Annotated in this window: 16 protein-coding genes and 1 pseudogene; 10 read left to right on the top strand and 7 right to left on the bottom strand. The window is 61.7% G+C overall.

The window, feature by feature from the left end; translation table 11 throughout:
* The first annotated feature begins 5 nt into the window (after positions 1 to 5).
* On the top strand, positions 6 to 839 hold the full coding sequence (locus tag BLR63_RS06215; protein ID WP_010564688.1) for a metal-dependent hydrolase: 834 nt from the start codon (positions 6 to 8) through the stop codon (positions 837 to 839).
* Between the two features lie 34 nt (positions 840 to 873).
* Here BLR63_RS06215 and tssM read toward each other — a convergent pair whose 3' ends face one another.
* The 6 genes and pseudogenes from tssM to tssF form a co-directional block, all read right to left on the bottom strand.
* Positions 874 to 4248, bottom strand: coding sequence for a type VI secretion system membrane subunit TssM (gene tssM / locus BLR63_RS06210; protein WP_010564687.1), 3375 nt, complete (start codon positions 4246 to 4248; stop codon positions 874 to 876).
* 15 nt (positions 4249 to 4263) lie between these two features.
* On the bottom strand, positions 4264 to 5124 hold the full coding sequence (icmH, locus tag BLR63_RS06205) for a type IVB secretion system protein IcmH/DotU (protein WP_010564686.1): 861 nt from the start codon (positions 5122 to 5124) through the stop codon (positions 4264 to 4266).
* Positions 5125 to 5129: 5 nt separating this feature from the next.
* Entirely contained in the window at positions 5130 to 6461 is a 1332-nt protein-coding gene (gene tssK, locus BLR63_RS06200) for a type VI secretion system baseplate subunit TssK (RefSeq protein WP_010564685.1), read from the bottom strand.
* 1 nt (position 6462) lies between these two features.
* Positions 6463 to 7434, bottom strand: a pseudogene (locus tag BLR63_RS06195) (sigma-54 interaction domain-containing protein); the annotation flags it as partial.
* An 89-nt stretch (positions 7435 to 7523) separates the two neighbouring features.
* Entirely contained in the window at positions 7524 to 8531 is a 1008-nt protein-coding gene (gene tssG, locus BLR63_RS06190; protein ID WP_010564683.1) for a type VI secretion system baseplate subunit TssG, read from the bottom strand.
* Positions 8495 to 10282, bottom strand: coding sequence for a type VI secretion system baseplate subunit TssF (gene tssF / locus BLR63_RS06185; protein ID WP_010564682.1), 1788 nt, complete (start codon positions 10280 to 10282; stop codon positions 8495 to 8497). Before tssF ends, tssG begins: the two co-directional genes overlap by 37 nt.
* Positions 10283 to 10904: 622 nt before the next feature.
* Between tssF and BLR63_RS06180 the strand changes: the two genes are divergently transcribed.
* Positions 10905 to 11399 carry a DUF1543 domain-containing protein gene (locus BLR63_RS06180; RefSeq protein ID WP_010564681.1) on the top strand — a complete coding sequence of 165 codons (495 nt, stop codon included), beginning with the start codon at positions 10905 to 10907 and terminating at the stop codon, positions 11397 to 11399.
* Between the two features lie 261 nt (positions 11400 to 11660).
* On the opposite strand, the gene BLR63_RS06175 is transcribed toward BLR63_RS06180, so the two are convergent.
* Positions 11661 to 12374 carry an XRE family transcriptional regulator gene (locus tag BLR63_RS06175; protein ID WP_081480357.1) on the bottom strand — a complete coding sequence of 238 codons (714 nt, stop codon included), beginning with the start codon at positions 12372 to 12374 and terminating at the stop codon, positions 11661 to 11663.
* Between the two features lie 172 nt (positions 12375 to 12546).
* On the opposite strand from BLR63_RS06175, the gene BLR63_RS06170 reads away from it, so the two are divergent.
* From BLR63_RS06170 to BLR63_RS06135, 8 genes are read left to right on the top strand one after another with little or no spacing between them, the layout of a single operon-like run.
* The gene (locus tag BLR63_RS06170; RefSeq protein ID WP_010564679.1) at positions 12547 to 12897 is read left to right on the top strand and encodes a helix-turn-helix domain-containing protein; all 351 of its coding nucleotides are present in this window, start codon (positions 12547 to 12549) and stop codon (positions 12895 to 12897) included.
* A gap of 2 nt (positions 12898 to 12899) precedes the next feature.
* Positions 12900 to 13340, top strand: a complete 441-nt coding sequence (locus BLR63_RS06165; RefSeq protein WP_010564678.1) for a hypothetical protein — start codon at positions 12900 to 12902, stop codon at positions 13338 to 13340.
* Positions 13333 to 15387, top strand: a complete 2055-nt coding sequence (locus BLR63_RS06160; protein ID WP_042946748.1) for a DNA-binding protein — start codon at positions 13333 to 13335, stop codon at positions 15385 to 15387. Before BLR63_RS06165 ends, BLR63_RS06160 begins: the two co-directional genes overlap by 8 nt.
* Before the next feature lie 24 nt (positions 15388 to 15411).
* On the top strand, positions 15412 to 16131 hold the full coding sequence (locus tag BLR63_RS06155) for an AAA family ATPase (protein WP_010564676.1): 720 nt from the start codon (positions 15412 to 15414) through the stop codon (positions 16129 to 16131).
* Between the two features lie 30 nt (positions 16132 to 16161).
* Positions 16162 to 16746: a hypothetical protein gene (locus tag BLR63_RS06150; RefSeq protein WP_010564675.1), complete on the top strand. Its 585-nt coding sequence runs from the start codon at positions 16162 to 16164 to the stop codon at positions 16744 to 16746.
* On the top strand, positions 16743 to 17126 hold the full coding sequence (locus tag BLR63_RS06145) for a hypothetical protein (RefSeq protein ID WP_010564674.1): 384 nt from the start codon (positions 16743 to 16745) through the stop codon (positions 17124 to 17126). Before BLR63_RS06150 ends, BLR63_RS06145 begins: the two co-directional genes overlap by 4 nt.
* Positions 17110 to 17433 carry a hypothetical protein gene (locus tag BLR63_RS06140; protein WP_010564673.1) on the top strand — a complete coding sequence of 108 codons (324 nt, stop codon included), beginning with the start codon at positions 17110 to 17112 and terminating at the stop codon, positions 17431 to 17433. Before BLR63_RS06145 ends, BLR63_RS06140 begins: the two co-directional genes overlap by 17 nt.
* An 11-nt stretch (positions 17434 to 17444) precedes the next feature.
* The gene (locus tag BLR63_RS06135) at positions 17445 to 18065 is read left to right on the top strand and encodes a DUF3164 family protein (RefSeq protein WP_010564672.1); all 621 of its coding nucleotides are present in this window, start codon (positions 17445 to 17447) and stop codon (positions 18063 to 18065) included.
* Position 18066: the final 1 nt, after the last annotated feature.

The raw sequence follows: 18066 nt of genomic DNA, 5'->3' as shown, positions 1-18066 counted from the left end.
GTACCATGCTGCCGATCCGCCGTGACCTTCATTTCGACCTGCCCGCCGAACGCATCACCGACTGGCACGAACAGGGCCCGTTCATCACGCATTTCTTCAATGCGCTGTCGCTACTGTTTCCCCAGGGCGAGTTGTTTTTCATGGACAGCGTGCGCCACTACCGCTCGCGCATCGAAGACCCCGCGCTGAAAAAACAGGTCCTGGGGTTTATTGGCCAGGAGGCCATGCACAGCCGTGAACACGTGGCCTATAACAACCTGCTGCACGCCGCCGGCCTGCCCGCCCGCACCCTGGATCGGCGCCTGAAATTCATCCTCGACCTGCAGAAGAAACACTGCGCGCCCTCCTTCAACCTGGCGATCACCATTGCCCTCGAACACTACACGGCGATACTCGCGGAGATTCTGCTGAGCGACCCGTCACGCTTCGGCGCGTCCCTCAAGGGCTACCAGCAGATGTGGTACTGGCATGCCCTGGAAGAAACCGAACACAAGGCGGTGGCCTTCGATGTGTGGAATGCGGTGATCAAGCCCGGACCCAAGCGCTACTTGCTGCGTACCGGCGCCATGCTGAGCACCACGCTGTTCTTCTGGCTGACGGTGCTGGATTTCCATGTGCGCCTGCTGATCGCTGACCGCAAATCCGTGGGGTTCCTGAAGGGGTTCTGGCGCATGCTGAAGTTTCTGTATGGGCCCAAGGGAGTTTTCCCACGGATGCTGATGCCGTGGCTGCATTACTTCAAACCCGGTTTTCACCCTTGGGACCACGACAACCGTGAGCGCCTGGCGGCGATCGACGGCCTGGTCGAAGACATCGAACACACCCGGCGCGGCTATTAGGCGGGCGCCGGGCGCGAAGCCTGCCCGGCCTGACTCACAGTTGCTCGGGCAGGCGGAAGGTGCGCCAGGCCGCCATCTGGAACGGGCTGGGCGTGCGCTGGTGAGTGAGCAGGTAATTGGCGCGCAGGCCGGCCAGGTCAGCCTTGAGTATGTGCGCCTGCGTGCCGTTTGCCGGCTCACTCTGCATCAGCTCGAAGAAGCGGAACAACGACCAGTCCCCGCTGTTTTTTTCGATGCCCAGCGGGCGCTGCGCCCCACGTTCCAGCACCAGGCTGCTGCGGCCGGTGCCCGCCTCGCCCGGCCAGTGAAACGCCATGGGCACGATCGGGCCATGCCGGTATTCCAACTGGCGATCGCCCACGCGCAGGATCGCCCGGCTGACCGCCTGGTCCAGGCTGTAGGGCGCCAGGGTGAAGCGCACGGCCCACTCACCCTGTTCCTCGGTGAAAAACCCTTGGCGAATCGTCTGGGCCTTGGTCAGTTGCTCCAGCAAGCCGCGTGACACCGGCAGGCTGCGCCCATCCAGGCCACGCAAACGATAGCGGCTGCCTTCCACGCTGACGAACGAACGCAAGTAGCCGTCATAAAAGCGCGCCATGGCGCCCGACGGTTTGAAGAACGCCTGGAAGTCCCCCAGGGCAACGTCACTCGCGGCATGGGCATTGAACGGGTAGCGGCGCTGGATCGCCTTGGCGTAAAAACCGTAGACCTCGCTCTGGTACCGCTGATTCACGTACCCATAGGCCTCATCGAGCAGGTGGCGCCAAGTGTCGTCGGCAATGGCTTCGAACCAGCCCCGCAGCGGCAACGGCAGGCGCGCGGCGGCATCGCGCAGATCGCTCAATGCCGGCTGCCGCCCGTCCATGCGCTGCCCGGCCAGTTTGAACGCCGCGTGCTCCGGCGAGCTATCCCGACTCAGTGCGGTCAATTGCAGGCGTAATTCGTCGAGCAGGCCCATGGCCTGGGTCAACTCGGCACTGGGGTTCTGCTGCTCGTCGAGCAAGGGATGCAACCGCTCGAAGCGCCGTTGCAAGGCACGCCGGGCCGTCTCCGGCAGGGCTTTGCCAGGAAACGGCACGACGAGTGCGTCGGAGACCGCCGCGTTGAGTTCGCCGACCTGCTCGCGCACTGCGTCGAGCCGGTCGGGGGTCGGTAGTAATCGGGTGTTTTCGCGCACCTGCTGTAACAGCTGCACCAAGGCCGATTGGGCCGAGGTCAGGTTCGCGAGCTGGTCGGCGGTGTGCTTCAGGCTCTCGCTGTCGCGCAGGCGCACCTGGCCCAGGGCGTGACTCCAGGCATCGGCGTACTCACTGAAATAGCGCTGCTCCAGTTCCCGCATCAACCGGCGCAGATCCCCGGCGCTCAGGTCCGTGCCTTGCCCCAGCACCCAGTTGTCCTGGGCAATCGCATTGACCAGCCGAGGGCCCTGCTTGTCGAAATAACGCAGATACCTTTGGCTGTAGAAGCCGGGTATGGGGGGCTCAGGTTGGGTGAACACCCGACCATCGGTCAGGCGCTGGGGCGCCAGGTCGCGGGCCTGTTCTCGCAGTGCCCGGTAGACCGCCTCCGCCAGCGACTCGCCCCGCAGGACCTGACGCGCCCGGGCCACCAGGTCATCGTTCAGGGCCGCATCGAAGGGCAGCGCCAACAGCCGCCCAAAATGGGCATTCAAGCGCGTCTGCGTCGACGTATCCCCGGCATAACGGGCGGACCAGTGACCGGCCATATGCTCGGCCAGCCACACGCTGTCGCGGCGCTCGCGCAGGTTGAGCATCAGGTACGCACGCAGGGTGTCGAGCAAGCGCTCACGCTCGCCAAGGCTGGCACTTACCTGCGCTTCGAGCAGGCTGACCACCTCGGGCAGCAATTGCTCGCGCAAGCTTGCTTCATAGGCAGAGGTCAACAGCGGCTGGCTAAGCTCGCCCTGATACAACCCCGCCCGCTCCATCCAGCGCACTTCCGCCTGCGCAGGGAACACCTGCGTCGCGGCCAGGCGCCGGTCCAGCTGCGTCAGCAGCGCCAGGGTCGGGTCCACAACGGGTGGGATGGGCGATGGCGGTTCGCCCAGCGCGTGCAGGTTCGCCAGGCGCTGATGGTTGAACCCATAACTGTGCCCCCACACTGCCGCCGCACTGCCGATGACCAGCACCGCAGCCAGCACCAGCCCAGCCTGGCGGCGCCGGATACGCTGGCGCTCCGGCGTATCCAGGCCGGCCAGCCCGGCCTCGGCGACAATCACGCGATTGAACAGGCCCTGGACAAACCGGGCGGGCCGTTCGCGCGTCTGCGCACGGGTGAGGTAGACGCCTCGCAGACCGTTGATACGCTGATAGCGGTGGGAGGAAAACGCCGACTCGACAAACACGCTCAAACGCTCGCCCAGGCTTGCAGCCTGACGTGGAAAGTCGAGCATGCGCCCACGGCGCTCGGCATTTCGCTCCCGATGCAGGCGCGGGATCAACTCGTCCGCCAAGCGTTGCAACAGCGCCTCGAAGGCTTCACGCACCTGGGCGATGTCGGCGCCGGCCGCGCTGGCCACCAGCTGTGCGCCGAGTACGTCTTGCGCGTCATCGCCCTGCTGTTCATCAAAAAACTCGTCAAACCCCGGCAGCCTGTCGGCGTAGGTCAACACCAGGTACACCGGAACGTCCGCATGCAGGGTCTGCTGGATCTCCTGCAACCGCCCATGCACCTGTCGCGCCTGCTGCTCCAGGTCGTGCTGATGGCTGCCCGCCAGCGTCTCCACCGCCAACGTCACCACCACGCCGTTGAGGGGCCGCGTCCTGCGTCGCGAGCGCAGCAGGCCGAGCAACGTCGACCAGCCCGCGCCGTCCAACGTCGGGTCGGGCTGGGCCAGGTAACGGCCGGCGGTCTCCACCAGTACGGCGTCGTCCGCGAAGTACCAGTCGCAATAAGCGGTTGCCCCCGGCGCGCTCGTCTCGACCCGATCAAGTGGAGCGCGTAGTCCCTGGGCCGCCACCAGTGCGGTTTTGCCGCTGCCCGACTGCCCGATCAACAGGTACCAGGGCACTTCGTGACGCCAGCGTTCGCTGCGCCCGGCGTAACGCTGCGCGGTTTTCAGCGCCTGCACGGCTTCCTTGAACCGCCCCCGTACCTGGTTTCGTTCAGCGCTCAGTTGCCCTTGGCGTTGTTGGCGTTGCTGATGTTCCGACGGGTCGAGCCGAGTGGCGCGGCGCCCGCCCACCCAGACCATCGCCAGGCCCCACAGCAGGAACAGGCCGCTGATGGTCAGCAAACGCGCGGTCGCGCCGTGCCAGAATCGATGGTCGTCCACCGCCAGCAACGGCCCGAAGAACCACACCAGCAGCGCGCCGGCCAGCACCAGCAACAGGCTCCAGACCCAGGTATTGCGCAGCACAGCGCTCGCGCCCTTGAAGAATGCGTTCATTGATTGCTCCCAGCGTTACAAGGGCGTGCGAGTCGAGTCCGTCGCCACCGGTTGAAAAGGTTGCAGCGCGGCCGTGCGCTCCTGGCCCAGCACCCAGGCAAACCCCGAGTACATCGCCAGCAGGCAGGCCAGCACCCCTGTGGCGATCCAGCCGACGCTGAGCATGCGCACCCGCGCCGGCGGCGTGTCCGGCACTGGCGGCGCAGCCAGGGAGAGGCGCTCGCCGCGCACATGCCGAATCTGTCGGTACAAGGCATCGCGTATCACTTCAAGCTCGGCCCCTCCGCGCTCCATCACGCGGTATTTGCCTTCGAAGCCCAGCGCCAGGCACAGGTACATCAGTTCCAGCATGGCTATGTGTTTCACCGGATCGCGGGAGACGTTCTCCAGCAGTTGGAAGCATTTTTCGCCACCGAAGGTCTCGTTGTGAAAACGCCCCAACAGGCTGGTCCTGGACCAGTCACTACGAGCGCCCCACGCGGTGGTCACCACCGCCTCGTCAATCACGCTGCACAGCACATAGCGCGCCGATATCACCTGACCGGCTTCGCCCCCCTGATGCCGGGCCTGCGCTTCGAACGCGGCAATGCCTGACGACAAGCGCTCGTTGAGCGCATGCAGACTTTCACGGCCGCTACCGGCCTTGAGCCGGGCCACTTGCGACAACAGCTCCCACGCCGCCGCCGCCAGAGGATTGGACGCGTTATCGAAGCCTTGCAGCCCTTGCACGCGGGCGGTGCGGATCATCCGTTCCTGCAGTTGCTCGAAGCGCGGCGGCGATGGGAAGTCCGTCAGCGCGCCCTGCGCCGGTCCGACTCCGTCACGGTCAAGCACCACGGTTTTTGCGGCCTGCGGGTGATCACTGTCCATCGTCATGGGGTTCAGTTCCTGATGGCCCAGAAGTTGAGTTCCAGCTCGGTGAACTCACCGCTGGCGTGGAAGGCAAACCCGCCCGATTGCTCCAACTGCGCGATGTCACGGGCACTGAGGTCGAGCATGAAATAGGTCTTGCCGGCGTGGAACGGAATCTGGCGCGGCGCCACCGGCAGGGGCTGGACCTTGATCCCGGCCAGGTGCAGGTTGACCAGCTCACGGATGCGTTCCACGGGGCCGATCTTCAGATGGGCCGGCAGTCGGTGACGCAGTTCTTCCGCGTCGCACTGGGCGGTGGCGGCCAGGACAAAGGTCGCCGTGCCGAGTAAGTTGAGATCGTTCACCGGGCTGACCAGCACCCCGTATTGGCGCGGTTGCAGGGGCAGTTCGATGGCGTGCTGTTCCAGGACCCACGACAGCACGCTGCGAATGCCCTGCATCAATGCGCGAAAGCTCGCGCCCTGGTCGCCGTGCCGGTAATGCCCGTCCAATTGCACGCGCCGGTTATCGGGGTTGAAGGTGGACAACTCGGCGAGCATCGACAGCAGCTCGCGGTACAGCTCATGCGGACGTACCTGGGGCTGGCTCAAGCAGTGATGCAACAGTGCTTGCACACGGTTGATCAGTTGCAGCATCAGCAGCTCGCCGACCTGCACCCCTCCCGCCGACGCGTCGGTCCCCTGGATGCGCGCGGCAATCGCATCGCCACGGGTCGCCAGCAGGCTGAGCACTTCCTTGATGCACGACGACACGTACCCCGAGCCCTGGAGATAGATAAACGTCGGCACGAAATCCGGGTCCAGGCGTACGCCGCCGTCGTGGCTCGAGTCCAGTACCCGGGCGACCTGGAGTTTCACGTAGAACGGATCACTCGGCTGTTCCCCCAGCGTCAGGCGCAAGTCCGGACGTGCGCAGTGGATCTGGCACCGGGTATCGACGCCGGCGTTGGAATCGCCGATCTCCGTTTCCCAGGCGACATAGCGCGCCAGCACCTCGCGTTGCTCCTGCTTGCGCACTTCGACCTGATGGTCGGTGGCCAGCGGCAATGCCAGGTACACGGCTTGCCCGTCGGCGTTGGCCGGCACCTGCAGCACCAGGGGTTCCATCGCGCCACTCAGCTCGAACAGGCTGCCATCCGGCAATACACCGCTGGCCTGGCTGACCACCACCTTGCCCATGTTGAGGTATTGCAGATCGAGGTCCAGGCTGAGGAAGCCCCAGGCATCGCACGCCAACAACCGCGTCCGGTTGAGCTGGCGATGGAAGTAGCGGTCGCTGTGTTGCAGGTGTTGAGGCCGCAGCAGCATGCCTTCCTGCCAGATAACGTGATGCATCTGCATATCAATGTTCCTTACTGTCGCGGTGAATGGCGCCTGTGTGCACATCGCCCAGGGGGATCTTCAAGTGCGCCAGGCGATAGAGCAGCGTGCGCCGCGCAATGCCCAACTCCCGCGCGGCATGGGTACGGTTGCCACGGTGCTTGCGCAGGCAGTCGATCAGCAGCACCCGCTCCACCCGCTCCATGCGTTGGCGCAGCGTGGCAACGCCGGTTTCATCGGCAACGGCCTGCGACAGGGACAAGTGGGCCGGTAAAATCACGCCCTCGTCGCAGAGCAGCACCGCACGTTCCACTAGGTGTTTGAGTTCCCGGACATTGCCGGGGAAATCATGGCTCGACAGCCGATCCAGTGCCGCACTCGACCACCCCACCATGGCGCGCCCCGCCGCCTCACAGGCCTGTTGCGCAAAATGCCGCGCCAACAGCAGCACATCGCCGTCGCGCTCACGCAGGGCCGGCAACGCGATGGGAAATTGCGCCAGGCGGAAATACAGGTCCTCGCGAAAACTGCCCTGGGCCACCATCGCCGGGAGGTCACGGTGGGTCGCCGCAATGATGCGCACATCGACCTTGTGCGCCGCACTGGTGCCCAGCGGACGAATTTCGCCGTCCTGCAACACCCGCAGCAACTTGACTTGCAGCGCCAGCGGCAGGTCGCCGATTTCGTCGAGCAGCAACGTGCCGCCGTGGGCGACGTCAAACAGCCCCGCATGGTTGCGATCAGCCCCAGTGAACGCGCCTTTGCGATAGCCGAACAGTTCGCTTTCCAGCAAACCTTCGGGAAAGGCCGCACAGTTCTGCACCACGAATGCATTATCACGGCGTGGCCCGACGCTATGGATGGCCCGCGCCACCAGTTCTTTACCGGTACCGGTCTCACCGCTCAGCAGCACAGTGCGGGCGCTGTTTCGCACCTTGCCGATCAAGCGGCAGGTTTCAGCCATGGCCGCGCTGTGGCCAATCAACCCGAACATCCCATGACCGTCCGGCGCGCCGCACGGAGGCAAGGCGCCCACGGGCGCCGGGGAGTCGGGCACATGTTGCATCTTCATCCTATTCATCCCTATCGAGCGTTGCTGGCGACGATGACCACACCATCGGCGCACTCATGCCCCAGCCAACTGGTCCAACCAAGGCGACAGACGTTGTGTTCGCCAAGGTGCAGCGGCCTGATCTCGTCCTTGGCCAACACCAGGCGCACGTCGTATTCCAAAGGATCGCGGGCGGTCAGGCGCACCAGGGAACACAACAGCGGATAGTCCGCCCCCGTCGGTAGAAAGCCATGGAAGCGCCCCCAGCCCAGGCCCTGCACATGCACCCTGAACTTGCCGCTGCGATCGGCGACCCGACTGCCCAATACCTGGTCGTGACCGAGCACGCTGTTGGCGCCGCCGAGCCGATTGCGCTGCGACTCAGCGATCTCCACCGTGCGCTCGACCCATTGCTCGATGAACACATGGTTGTGCTTGAAGTAGTAACGCAGCACCGTCTCGATCAGCGCGGCCGAATGTGCCCGCAGGCCCAACAAGCCCAGGTACGCCAACAAACGCTTGCAGTCCACTTGCGCGGTGGTGCGTATCTGTTGGCCGCGCAAGCCGATCAACGCAAACATCTGCTCGGAAAAAGCGTCCCGCGCCCCACTCTGGAAACGTGCGCGATAACGGTACTTGCGCCAGATCGGCAGCATCAGCCGTTGCAGGCGGTGGTGAAACAGGTCGAGAAAATCCCGGGTCGCCTTGCCACTCGAACCATCGTCCAGGGCCTGCTCACCGTAGAACGCCGGCAACGGCGAACCCGCGCCGCACAGGCCCAGCACGTTGAGACGCAGACGCGCGCGCACTTGGCCGTGTTCGACGAAAAACTCCAGCCGATCAATGTCGTGGCCGGGAAACCCAAGCCCTGGGTTGGCCTGGAATTCCAGGCGGTCGTACAACGCGTCGTCATCCAGTGTCGGGTACTCGACGCGCAAACGCTGGATCACCTGCATCACCGCCTGGAACAGCGAATATTCACGGATGACGCAGGACAGTGCCGTCAAAGCAAGGGTTGTTGGCCCATCCGGGGTGGCCATAGGTACACGTCTCCTTGTGTGCTGGTGACTCGCAGTTCGTGGTAGGCATTAATGCTGGCGTAGAGCGCGAAGAACTCGTTGAGCACCGACGCGAACACAAACACTTCGCCCTGGCCCAGGAAGCCTTGTGGATCGACCGTCAGGTCAATCCGCAAGCCCCGAAACGGCAAGCCGCGGTACAAGCGGTCGACGGCCGTATGGCTGACCGCGCGCAATGCGCCCAGCCGGCGCTCGCTGATCTTCTGCGCCTGGCGGTCGTGGTAGCGCGGCAGGTCGTAGGTTTCGAGGATGACCTGCAGCGCATGGATGTCGCTCAACGACAGGTAGTTGAGCGACAGATTGCTGATCAGTCGCCAGAGAAAATCCTGCTCCAGCGGTGGCGAGAAACTTGCGGTCGGCGCGCAGATATTGCGAAACGACAAGCCCTGGGGCGTCTGCTCGCACGCTCGGTCGATCGCGCCGATCGGCAACCGCCGTGGCAGGTTGTGGTTGGTGCAGGTCAGCTCGACCGACAGCGTGTGCAGGTCTTGCTGGACGCCGTTGGCAAACCCCAGCCAGGTATCGAGCCCGGCGTGGTGGGTACGCGGACGTTGGCGGATGCTGTAGCTGGGGGCCGCCGTGGCGTCGTCGCTGTCGCCGTTATGCTCGAAGGACTCGAACGGTACATACGCCTGATAACCGAGGCCGCCGGGATGCCAACCGGTGACGCGGTCCACCGAGAACACACAGGCGTGCTCCCGCGCATATTCACCCGGCAGCAACAGGTATTCATCCTGCTTGCCGTCCAGGCGAATCGGTGCCGCGTCATGCTTGAACAGGTTGACGATGGGCGTGCAGTACAGTCTGACGTTTTCCAGGCTGGGCTGCTGAGGCTCGCGCCACGGTTGGCGCAGTTCGAAGCGCATGACCACGCCGCATACCTGCTTGAGCTGCTCAGCGGGCAATCGCTGCAGCACATCCAGCCCGCCTACATCGACGAACAGGTATTTGTCGGGAAAGACGAAGTATTCCTGCAGGTGTCGATACCCGCGAAAGGTGTTCGTCGGATAAGGAATCAACCCCTGCTCCTCGCTGAACCCCACCGGTTGCACCGACTCGGCATCCAGTCGCAGCGACAGGGCCTGCCCCTGCTGCGAGCGGACCGGCTGGCCATCGCGGTCGAACGGCAGCAACTCGACACCCTCGAGGTGGCGCAGCAGGCTCAAGTACAACCCTTGGCCGATGCAGCGATCACCGGCCAGGTGCAAGCGCAACCGCTCGAACGCGCAACGGCTGAACTGGCCTGCGCCGCCCATCTCCAGGCGCAGGCTCAACGTGGTGCGCTCGCCCTGCGCGCTGAAATCCAGCGCCGTCAGGTGCAGCGCCAGCACCTGAGTGTCGTAGCAGGTTCGAAAGCGGCAGCGCTGGCCGTCGACGGCGGCGCTTTCCACCGGTGTATCCCGCGCCACCGTGATGCCAGGGCCGGCGTGCTTCAGCGGGTCGAACTGCAAGATGCTGAACGCAGGCATCGGCCGCATGTAGTTGGGCCACAGCAAATGCATCAAGGAGTGGGTCAGCTCCGGCAGTTCATCATCGAGCTTCTGCCGCAAGCGCCCCGTGAGAAAGGCAAAGCCTTCGAGCAACCGCTCCACATCCGGGTCCTGGCCGGCCCCGGCCAGAAACGGCGCGAGCGCAGGATTGCGCTCGGAGAACTGCCGCCCGAGTTGGCGCAATGCGCTGAGTTCGCTTTGGTAATAACGATTGAAGGACATGCGTCAGGACCTCGACGCGCCGCGCGCCAACCGCGAACGGGTGTTCTCCGCGCTGTCGTCGGGGAGGTTGCCTTGAGCAATGGCTTGCGGGGGCAGCGCGCCTGGCTGGGTGATCATCGGGTCAGTGTCCTTTGACGGAAAATGTCAGGCGGTCGGGCGGCCAAGTCCCAGTTCCGCCAGGACCCGCACACAACGTATCAATACAGAAAAGTTCAACTAAGCGCGTATAAACCGCCGCACCTAACAACCGTTGAACTTCACCCTATTGGCCGCGAAGTGCGCAAACCTTAGTCATGCAAAGAACGTTCGACAAGCAAGGGATCAAGACTTAAGGAATCTCCTACACCCCAATAAAATCAAGGCCTGAGCAATATTTTGCGCAGGCCTTTTTCACAGCAGATCGAATAAACCGATATCCATTAAACCGCCCGGATAAATCCCACAGACAACTAAATCAGAACTTACGTACAACTTTCAGCGGTTATTCGACCGAGACTCATCCCGTAACTTTTATCGCCCCTGGACTTTCAGGCAGGGTCTTTCGCCAAGGGTTAAACCCGCGGACAAAAGGGTCCAATCGACGTATGGTTGCCCTCTGCCAAGTCGCCAGGAAGAACCTGCAATGCTGTTTGTCGTGATGCTCGGGGGCAAGCACCCCAGGGCCAAAATTGAAGTGCACGATGTGGTATTCGCCGTGGCGGATACACTGCAAGCTACCTACCCGCAATTGCGCGACGCCTGGTTCGGCAGCCCCAAGGGCGTACATATCGACTCATGGATGGCGGTGGACGGCGTGGACGGCTGGAAAATCCACCTCAGCCCCCTGGCCCCCGCCGCCGACGCCCACCACCTGTACTTCCTCAACCTCGGCGGCTATGAAGCCAACCGCTTCGGCGAGGAGCATCACTACCTGCTGGTCGTCGCCCGCAACAAACAGGAAGCCACTCGCCAGGGCAAGCAACAGATGCTGCGCCACTGGTCCCAGGCCCACACCGACGGCGTACTGGATATCGACGACTGCCTGCCCATCGACCTGGTGGATGGCCGGTATCTGCACCTGGTACAAGGCCCGCACCGTCCAATCGTCCAGCAGAACGACTACATCGTCCTGCCTTGACCGGGCCTGGCCGCAACACCTCCACACAGCTACCGCCGCTCCTGTGGGTTAGTGACAGCTTTGGCACCGGGGAGGATCTGGTGGGAAGAAGCTGGATTAAGCAGGACAATTCGTGACGAGCCAGGCAGGACGGGGTGTTGCGGGGAGCGCCCACTACCGGGCTGCTCAGGATCGGTGCCAAAGAGCTGCAAACCATTAAACAGTCAGATTTAGACAAAGGATCCGAGGTTAGCGGACTCTTTGGCATCAGTTGGTCAACCTCTAGACCCAGCCACCTGCCCAGACCACACGACCGATGATCTCCAGGTCATTTAACTGGGTCTTCGATACCACCACATCGCCGTAGGCCTTGTTCTCACTGATGATTCGTACAGAACCATCGAACAGGCGCTGGAGCCTTTTAGCATAGAGGTGGTCGTCCAGTCGGATCACATAGACAGCCTCTGCCTCCAACTGGTTGCGGCCATGATCAATCATCACAGTGTCGCCGTCTTCCAGCAGCCCAGCCATCGAGTCGCCGTCCACGCGGATCGCTGACAACATGGAAGGGGTAAGGCCTTGCTTACGAAGAGAGTAGGCAGTAAACGCAAGCATGGTCAGGACCTTTGCATTTTCGTTCCACGCCCCATGACCAGCGCTACAGCGCGCATCATAAAGCGGCACATACGCATAGGTTTGATCAGTAGAGATATGTAGCGAGCCGCCGCTGACCTCCTCCGGGCCGCTTCCGGTCATGAGCCACTCTAGGCTGACCCCTGTGCACTCAGCGAGGCTTATCAGTACCTTCCTAGTCGGCTCCCCGCCTTTCATGTACCGCTGCATTCCACCCTGCGAGATACCCGCAGCTTTCGCTAAAGCACTCGCGCTGCCTGCTATAGAAGCTATACGGCGAAGCCTTTCGACAAATCCTTTGTCGCTTTCAGGTTCAATGCCTGCACCTGAAAGCTCTGTCGAATCGTTGCTTTCAGCTTTCACCTTTCTCTAACCCCTTGATAATAAAAGACTTAATTTTATAGAGGTGTTTTTAGCGCTTTATAAAAGTTGAAAGTCGCTATAGAGCTTGATTTTCAAGTTCTATAGCGATAACTTTGTCCGCAACAGGCCGTTAGACAGCCTAAAAAAACCACCCGCCTAGATGGTTGTTGCGATGAACGCTAAAGACATACCTCTCGATCCAGCTAGCCGCTGGGAATGGATCAAGTACCAGCTACGCATTCGTGGTAGCTCGGCCGCCAAACTGGCTCGCCAGCTCGGCATCACTGATCGTGCGATTCGGGCTACAAAAGAGCGCGCCTACCCACGTGTGGAGCGCGCCATTGCTGCGGCCCTCGACACCGTACCCGCCAAGCTTTGGCCTGAGCGTTGGAACGATGACAGCACCCCCAAACGGTTACGGCCTAACAGAGCCGAGCAATCGGTATACCAACACTATACCGATTACGCGAAGGATAGCGTTTACCGTCCTGTTCCGCACCGTAAAACTGGGACGGAGGGTTAAACATGCGCCGGGTAAAAGATGACAGGACGTTAGACATCTTTTCAGTTCCTCAGCCAATTCTCTCGGTCCCAGGAAATGGCAACTATGCCGCCCAGGTTAGTGAAATGGTTAGTGAACTGCTCAAGGGGTCAGAGCTGGATCGCTACGAGATCGCGGCCCGCATGTCTCGACTGTCTGGCGATGATGTCAGCAAATACATGCTTGACGCCTGGTCGAGCCCCGCCCGCACGGAACACAACCTCCCTCTATATAGAGCGGCACTACTAGAAGAGGTTTGTGCAAGCCACCTGCTAACTAATTGGCAGGTTCACTTGCGCGGTGGTCGGGTTGCATACGGTCGCGAAGCATTAGACGCAGAGCTGGGGCGCCTGTCACGGGTTGCCGCCGATGCAACCCGCAAAGCCCGCGAGCTGAAAAGACTGTTGGGTGACGATCATGCGTAATTGGTACTCAGCGCAGGATCTTGCAGGCCTGCCTGGCATGCCCAGCACTGTGCAGGGAATCAGCTATCGCGCCAAACGTGAAAGCTGGGAGTGCCAACTGCGTCTCGGTCAAGGTGGTGGTCGAGAATATGCCTTCGCCATTCTTCCCAAAGAAACTCAAACCGCACTGATCACCGCGACCGTCGCCAACGAAGCCCTCCCACAGTCCGTCGAACCGCATGTAATTCTTGCTGGGCGTGACTCCGAAAAAGCGTCACGCTTGAACGATTCACAGTCGTCTGTCATGACTGCGCGTCTAGCCTTTGTGCGTGAAATCGAACGCATGAGCAAGGTGGTTAGCCAAAACCGCGCCATTCTGACCTTAGTCGCCCTGGCAAAAACCGGCGACTTAAGTCCCTACCTGAATGACCGCGTCATCCGTGCCAACGACCGTAAGACAGAAGACCGCACACTGTCTGAGCGTACGCTCAAGCGCTGGCTGGCCGACTACCGTGCCCACGGTGAAATAGGCCTGGCTCCAGCGCGCCGTCAGAAAGACATGAGTGTCCCGACTTGGGCGGCAGAATTCCTCAAACACTACCAGCGCCCGCAGAAACCCAGCGTTGAAGCTGCCTATGAGCAGTTCAAGCAGTTGCATCAGGACATCCAAACCAGTGTTTGCCCAAGCATTCATGCCGTACGCCGCTGGCTGAAAAAACTCAGCCCGTCGGTGCGGGAGCGCGGCCGCATGGGACCACACGAACTGAATGCTCTAAAAGCCTATAACCGTCGTCAGGCTGACATGCTCTGGCCAAATGACGTATGGGTGGCCGACGGCCATACCTTTGATGCTGAGGTGATCAACCCACTGACTGGGCAGATCTTCCGCCCAGAAATCACCATGGTCATTGATTGGGGTACCCGCCGCATCGTCGGTTTTTCGGTCAATCTGGCTGAATCGACCTTGGCCACGTTGGATACCTTACGTGACGGCGTAAGTCGGTGCGGCATGTACAAAGTGTTCTATGTCGACAACGGCAGCGGCTTTGACAACGCTGTCGTCTACGAAGTGAACGACCGCCTTGGCGGCACCATCACGCACTCGCTGCCCTACAACTCCCAGGCCCGTGGCGTGATCGAGCGCCCCCACAAAACCATCTTGGTTCGGCTCGCCAAAACCTTTGAAAGCTACATCGGCGCCGACATGGACAAAGAGGCCGCCACCAAGACGCACAAGTTGTCCCGTAAACAGCTTGCGCTGGGTATCGCGCCGACTGTCGTACCTGAATTCTCTGTGTTCTTTGCTGCGCTGCAACAGGCGCTCGACGACTATAACCGTCGTCCGCATCGTGGCCTGCCTAAGTTTCGCGACCCTGCGACCCTGCGCAAACGCCACCAAAGCCCGATGGAGTCTTGGAAGTCTGCCGAGGCCGAGGGCTGGGAGCCGCTGCTGGCTGACGCAAACATCGTCGAAAGCCTGACCCGTCCCCAGGTCGAGCGCACCGTACATCGTTGCCAGGTGCAATGGAACAGCGGCACCTACTTCCTTAAAGATCTGGACGGTTTCCACGGTGAACAGGTCCGCGTGGCCTATGACTTCCGGGACTCCAGCCGAGTTTGGGTCCATTCCCTTGAGGGTGATCTGATCGGTGAAGCGCTGCTCGATGGCAACGCCAGTCCAGCCATGCCTAAAACCATGCTGGAAAAAGCCAGCGAGAAACGTGAACGCGGCCAACTGTCCCGCTTGGTGAAAAAGGCCAAGACCATCACCGGCCAAGACGTGGAAATGCGCGTCATTGCTCCGCAGTCGAGCCAATACGACCTGTCGCCAGATCAGCTTGCAGAGGCCCAGCGCTTTGCCCAACTGGCTGCACCGCAGGCCTCGGCCTTCGAATTACCAACAGATCCCACCGCCCGTTACCGCCTCTGGCACCAAATCGACGCCCGCATCACCAGCGGGGAATCGCTGACGGCCGAAGAAACACAGTGGCATGCCCGCTACCCGCAACACCTGGACTTCAAATCTATTCAGCAAATGTTCGCGTTCGCTGACCAGGCCCGCGCTTAACCCAAGACCTTTAGGAGTCGCATTATGAGTGTTACCAAAATCGTTCCCCTGACCAATGTCGGCCTCTTGTCCGCCGCCATCGCCCGCACTCAAGCCCGCCCAGCGGGTCTGCCTGGCATGGTGGTGATGTACGGCGCAAGCGGGCTGGGCAAAAGCGTGGGCGCGGCCTTTGCCGCCAACCACCACCGTGCCTATTACGTAGAGTGCCGCGACACCTGGAGCAAGAAGGCTTTCCTGCTGGCGATCCTGCGTGAAATGAGCATCCAGCCAGAGCGCACCTTGTCGCAGATGGTTGACCAGATTGCCGAGCAGCTTTCCCGTAGTGGCCGTCCACTGCTGATCGACGATGTGCAGTACCTGCTGGAAAAAGCTGTCGCCAACGTGCTGACCGACATCTACAACGCCAGCCAAGGCACCATCGTGCTGATTGGGGAAGAAGGTGTTCCAGGCAGCCTGGCCAAGTTGGAACGCTTGCACAACCGCGTACTGGAGTGGGTACCTGCACAGCGGGCCACTCTTGACGACTTGCGCGCCCTGACCCTGGCCAGCTATCCAACACTGCGCTTTGCCGATGACCTGCTAGAGGATCTGCGCACCAAGGTCGGCGGATGCCTGCGCCGTGTGGCCGTCAACCTTTACAGGGTCTACAGCGAAACCCAAGCCCAGGCCATCGACAGTATTGACCTTGCAGGCTGGGGCTCACGCGGCTGGTTTACCGGCGAAGCGCCGTCGCGGAGGGCTTGAGCTATGCCTAGAGCAAGAGCTGATCTAGTAATGGTGGGCGGCAAGCCCCCACGGCAGCATATTTGGGAAGCCATCCGCGCCGTAAACGTCAGCCCTAAAGAGTTGACGACATACGCTGTAGCACGCAAATCGAACCAAGATGACGAAGCCGTACGCGCTTACTTCCGGGATATGGAAAAGGCTGGGATCGTCAGCAAGGTGCGGAACATCGGGCGTTTCGATGCCGAATGGTCCCTCCTTAAAGACGAAGGCGTTGAAGCCCCACGGGTCACCAAGGGCGGCAAGGTGTCGACGTATGCAGGCGGAGCCGAAAACATCTGGCGGGCGTTGCGCATCCTTGGCGAATTCAGCGCTGCCGAGGCCGCAGTCGCCGCCAGCGTCAATGGCGTGTCCATCAGCGAGTTTGGCGCCCATGTCTATTTGTCGGGCCTGGCGAAGGCCGGTTACGTAACCCGTCGGGGCGGTACAGCCGGTTTTAAAACGCGCTTCTGCCTGGTCCCGTCGCGGTATACCGGCCCCAAACATCCCATCTACCAGCGTGACTTCGACCAGGTCTACGACCCGAATTTGGATCAGGTGGTGTGGCGCAAGGCTGACCAGGCGGTGACCAAATGAACCAGGTCAACCACCTTGCAGCTTGGGGCAAAGACGCGCCGCTGTTCGTGCGCCTGCTCGCCGCCGAAGTTGCCGCCACCAACAAGACCAAGGCCAGCCAGCGTATCGGCATGAGCCGCACGGCCGTCAGCCTGATCCTGGCCAACCGCTACAGCTCACCCAGCACGTCTGGTGTCGAGCGGCGCGTGATGGAAACCCTGGGCCGCATTGAGTGTGTTGCCCTGGACGAGACCATCACCACGGACCAGTGCCAAAGCTACCGCGAAAAACCGGCACCAACACACAACCCGCAGGCGATGCAGCACTGGCGCGCCTGCCAACACTGCCCAATCAACCCCGACTGCTGCAACCAGGAGAACGCCCATGCTCGCCTCCATTAACCGCACGCAATTGAAAGTCCTGACCCCAACGCTGGCAGACCGTCTGCGGGTGTTCAACGCCGCCGCCCGCAACTTGCAGGCCCACGGCATCCGTGTGCAGGGCTTTCATCCGGCTGATAACCGCCTGGTGATCGCTCCGGAAGCGGGTCAGCGCCTGATCAACCTAGGTCATACCGAGGGCTATCAACGCCAGGGCTCGGCCGGTAGCACCCGTTTCTACGTGCAGTTCCAGGGCGTGACCCTGGAGTGGCGCGAACCCATCAGCGCCTCCCGTCCTGCCGACTGGTCGCGTCAGACTCTCCACTGAGGAACCTTACAATGACACAACAACAAACTATTCCCGAAGGCTATCGCGTCGACGCGCAAAAGCGACTGATCCCGGAAAGCATGATCAAGCCTATCGACCTGGAGCGGGATGCCCTGGTGCTTGGCCTGGTGGAAAAAGCCCGCGCCGCCAGCGACGTGCTGGCGAAGTTCAAGGCCTCGGCTTTCGGTGATATTGAAGCCTTTGTCGAACTCAGCGCCGAGCAGTACGGCGCCCAGATCGGCGGGAAGAAGGGAAATGTCAGCCTGATCAGCTTCGATGGGCGTTTCAAGATCATGCGTGCCGTACAGGAAAGCATCGCTTTCGACGAACGCCTCCAGGCTGCGCGGGCATTAATTGACGAATGCCTGCGGGACTGGACCACCGGGGCACGCCCCGAAGTGGTCACGCTGGTTAATGACGCCTTCCGGACTGACCAAAAAGGCGACATCCGCACAGCCCGCGTCCTGGCGTTGCGCCGTATGGAAATTACCGATGAACGCTGGCAGCGCGCTATGCAAGCCATCGGCGACGCCTGCCAGGTGATCGGCTCCAAATCCTACATCCGCGTCTATCAACGTGTTGGAGATACCGACCAATACGAACCCATCAGCCTCGACATTGCGGGTGTGTGAA

This window comes from Pseudomonas extremaustralis (assembly GCF_900102035.1).
Taxonomy (GTDB): domain Bacteria; phylum Pseudomonadota; class Gammaproteobacteria; order Pseudomonadales; family Pseudomonadaceae; genus Aquipseudomonas; species Aquipseudomonas extremaustralis.
Note: the sequence above shows the minus strand (reverse complement) of the source record. Positions and strands in the feature narration are given on the sequence as shown.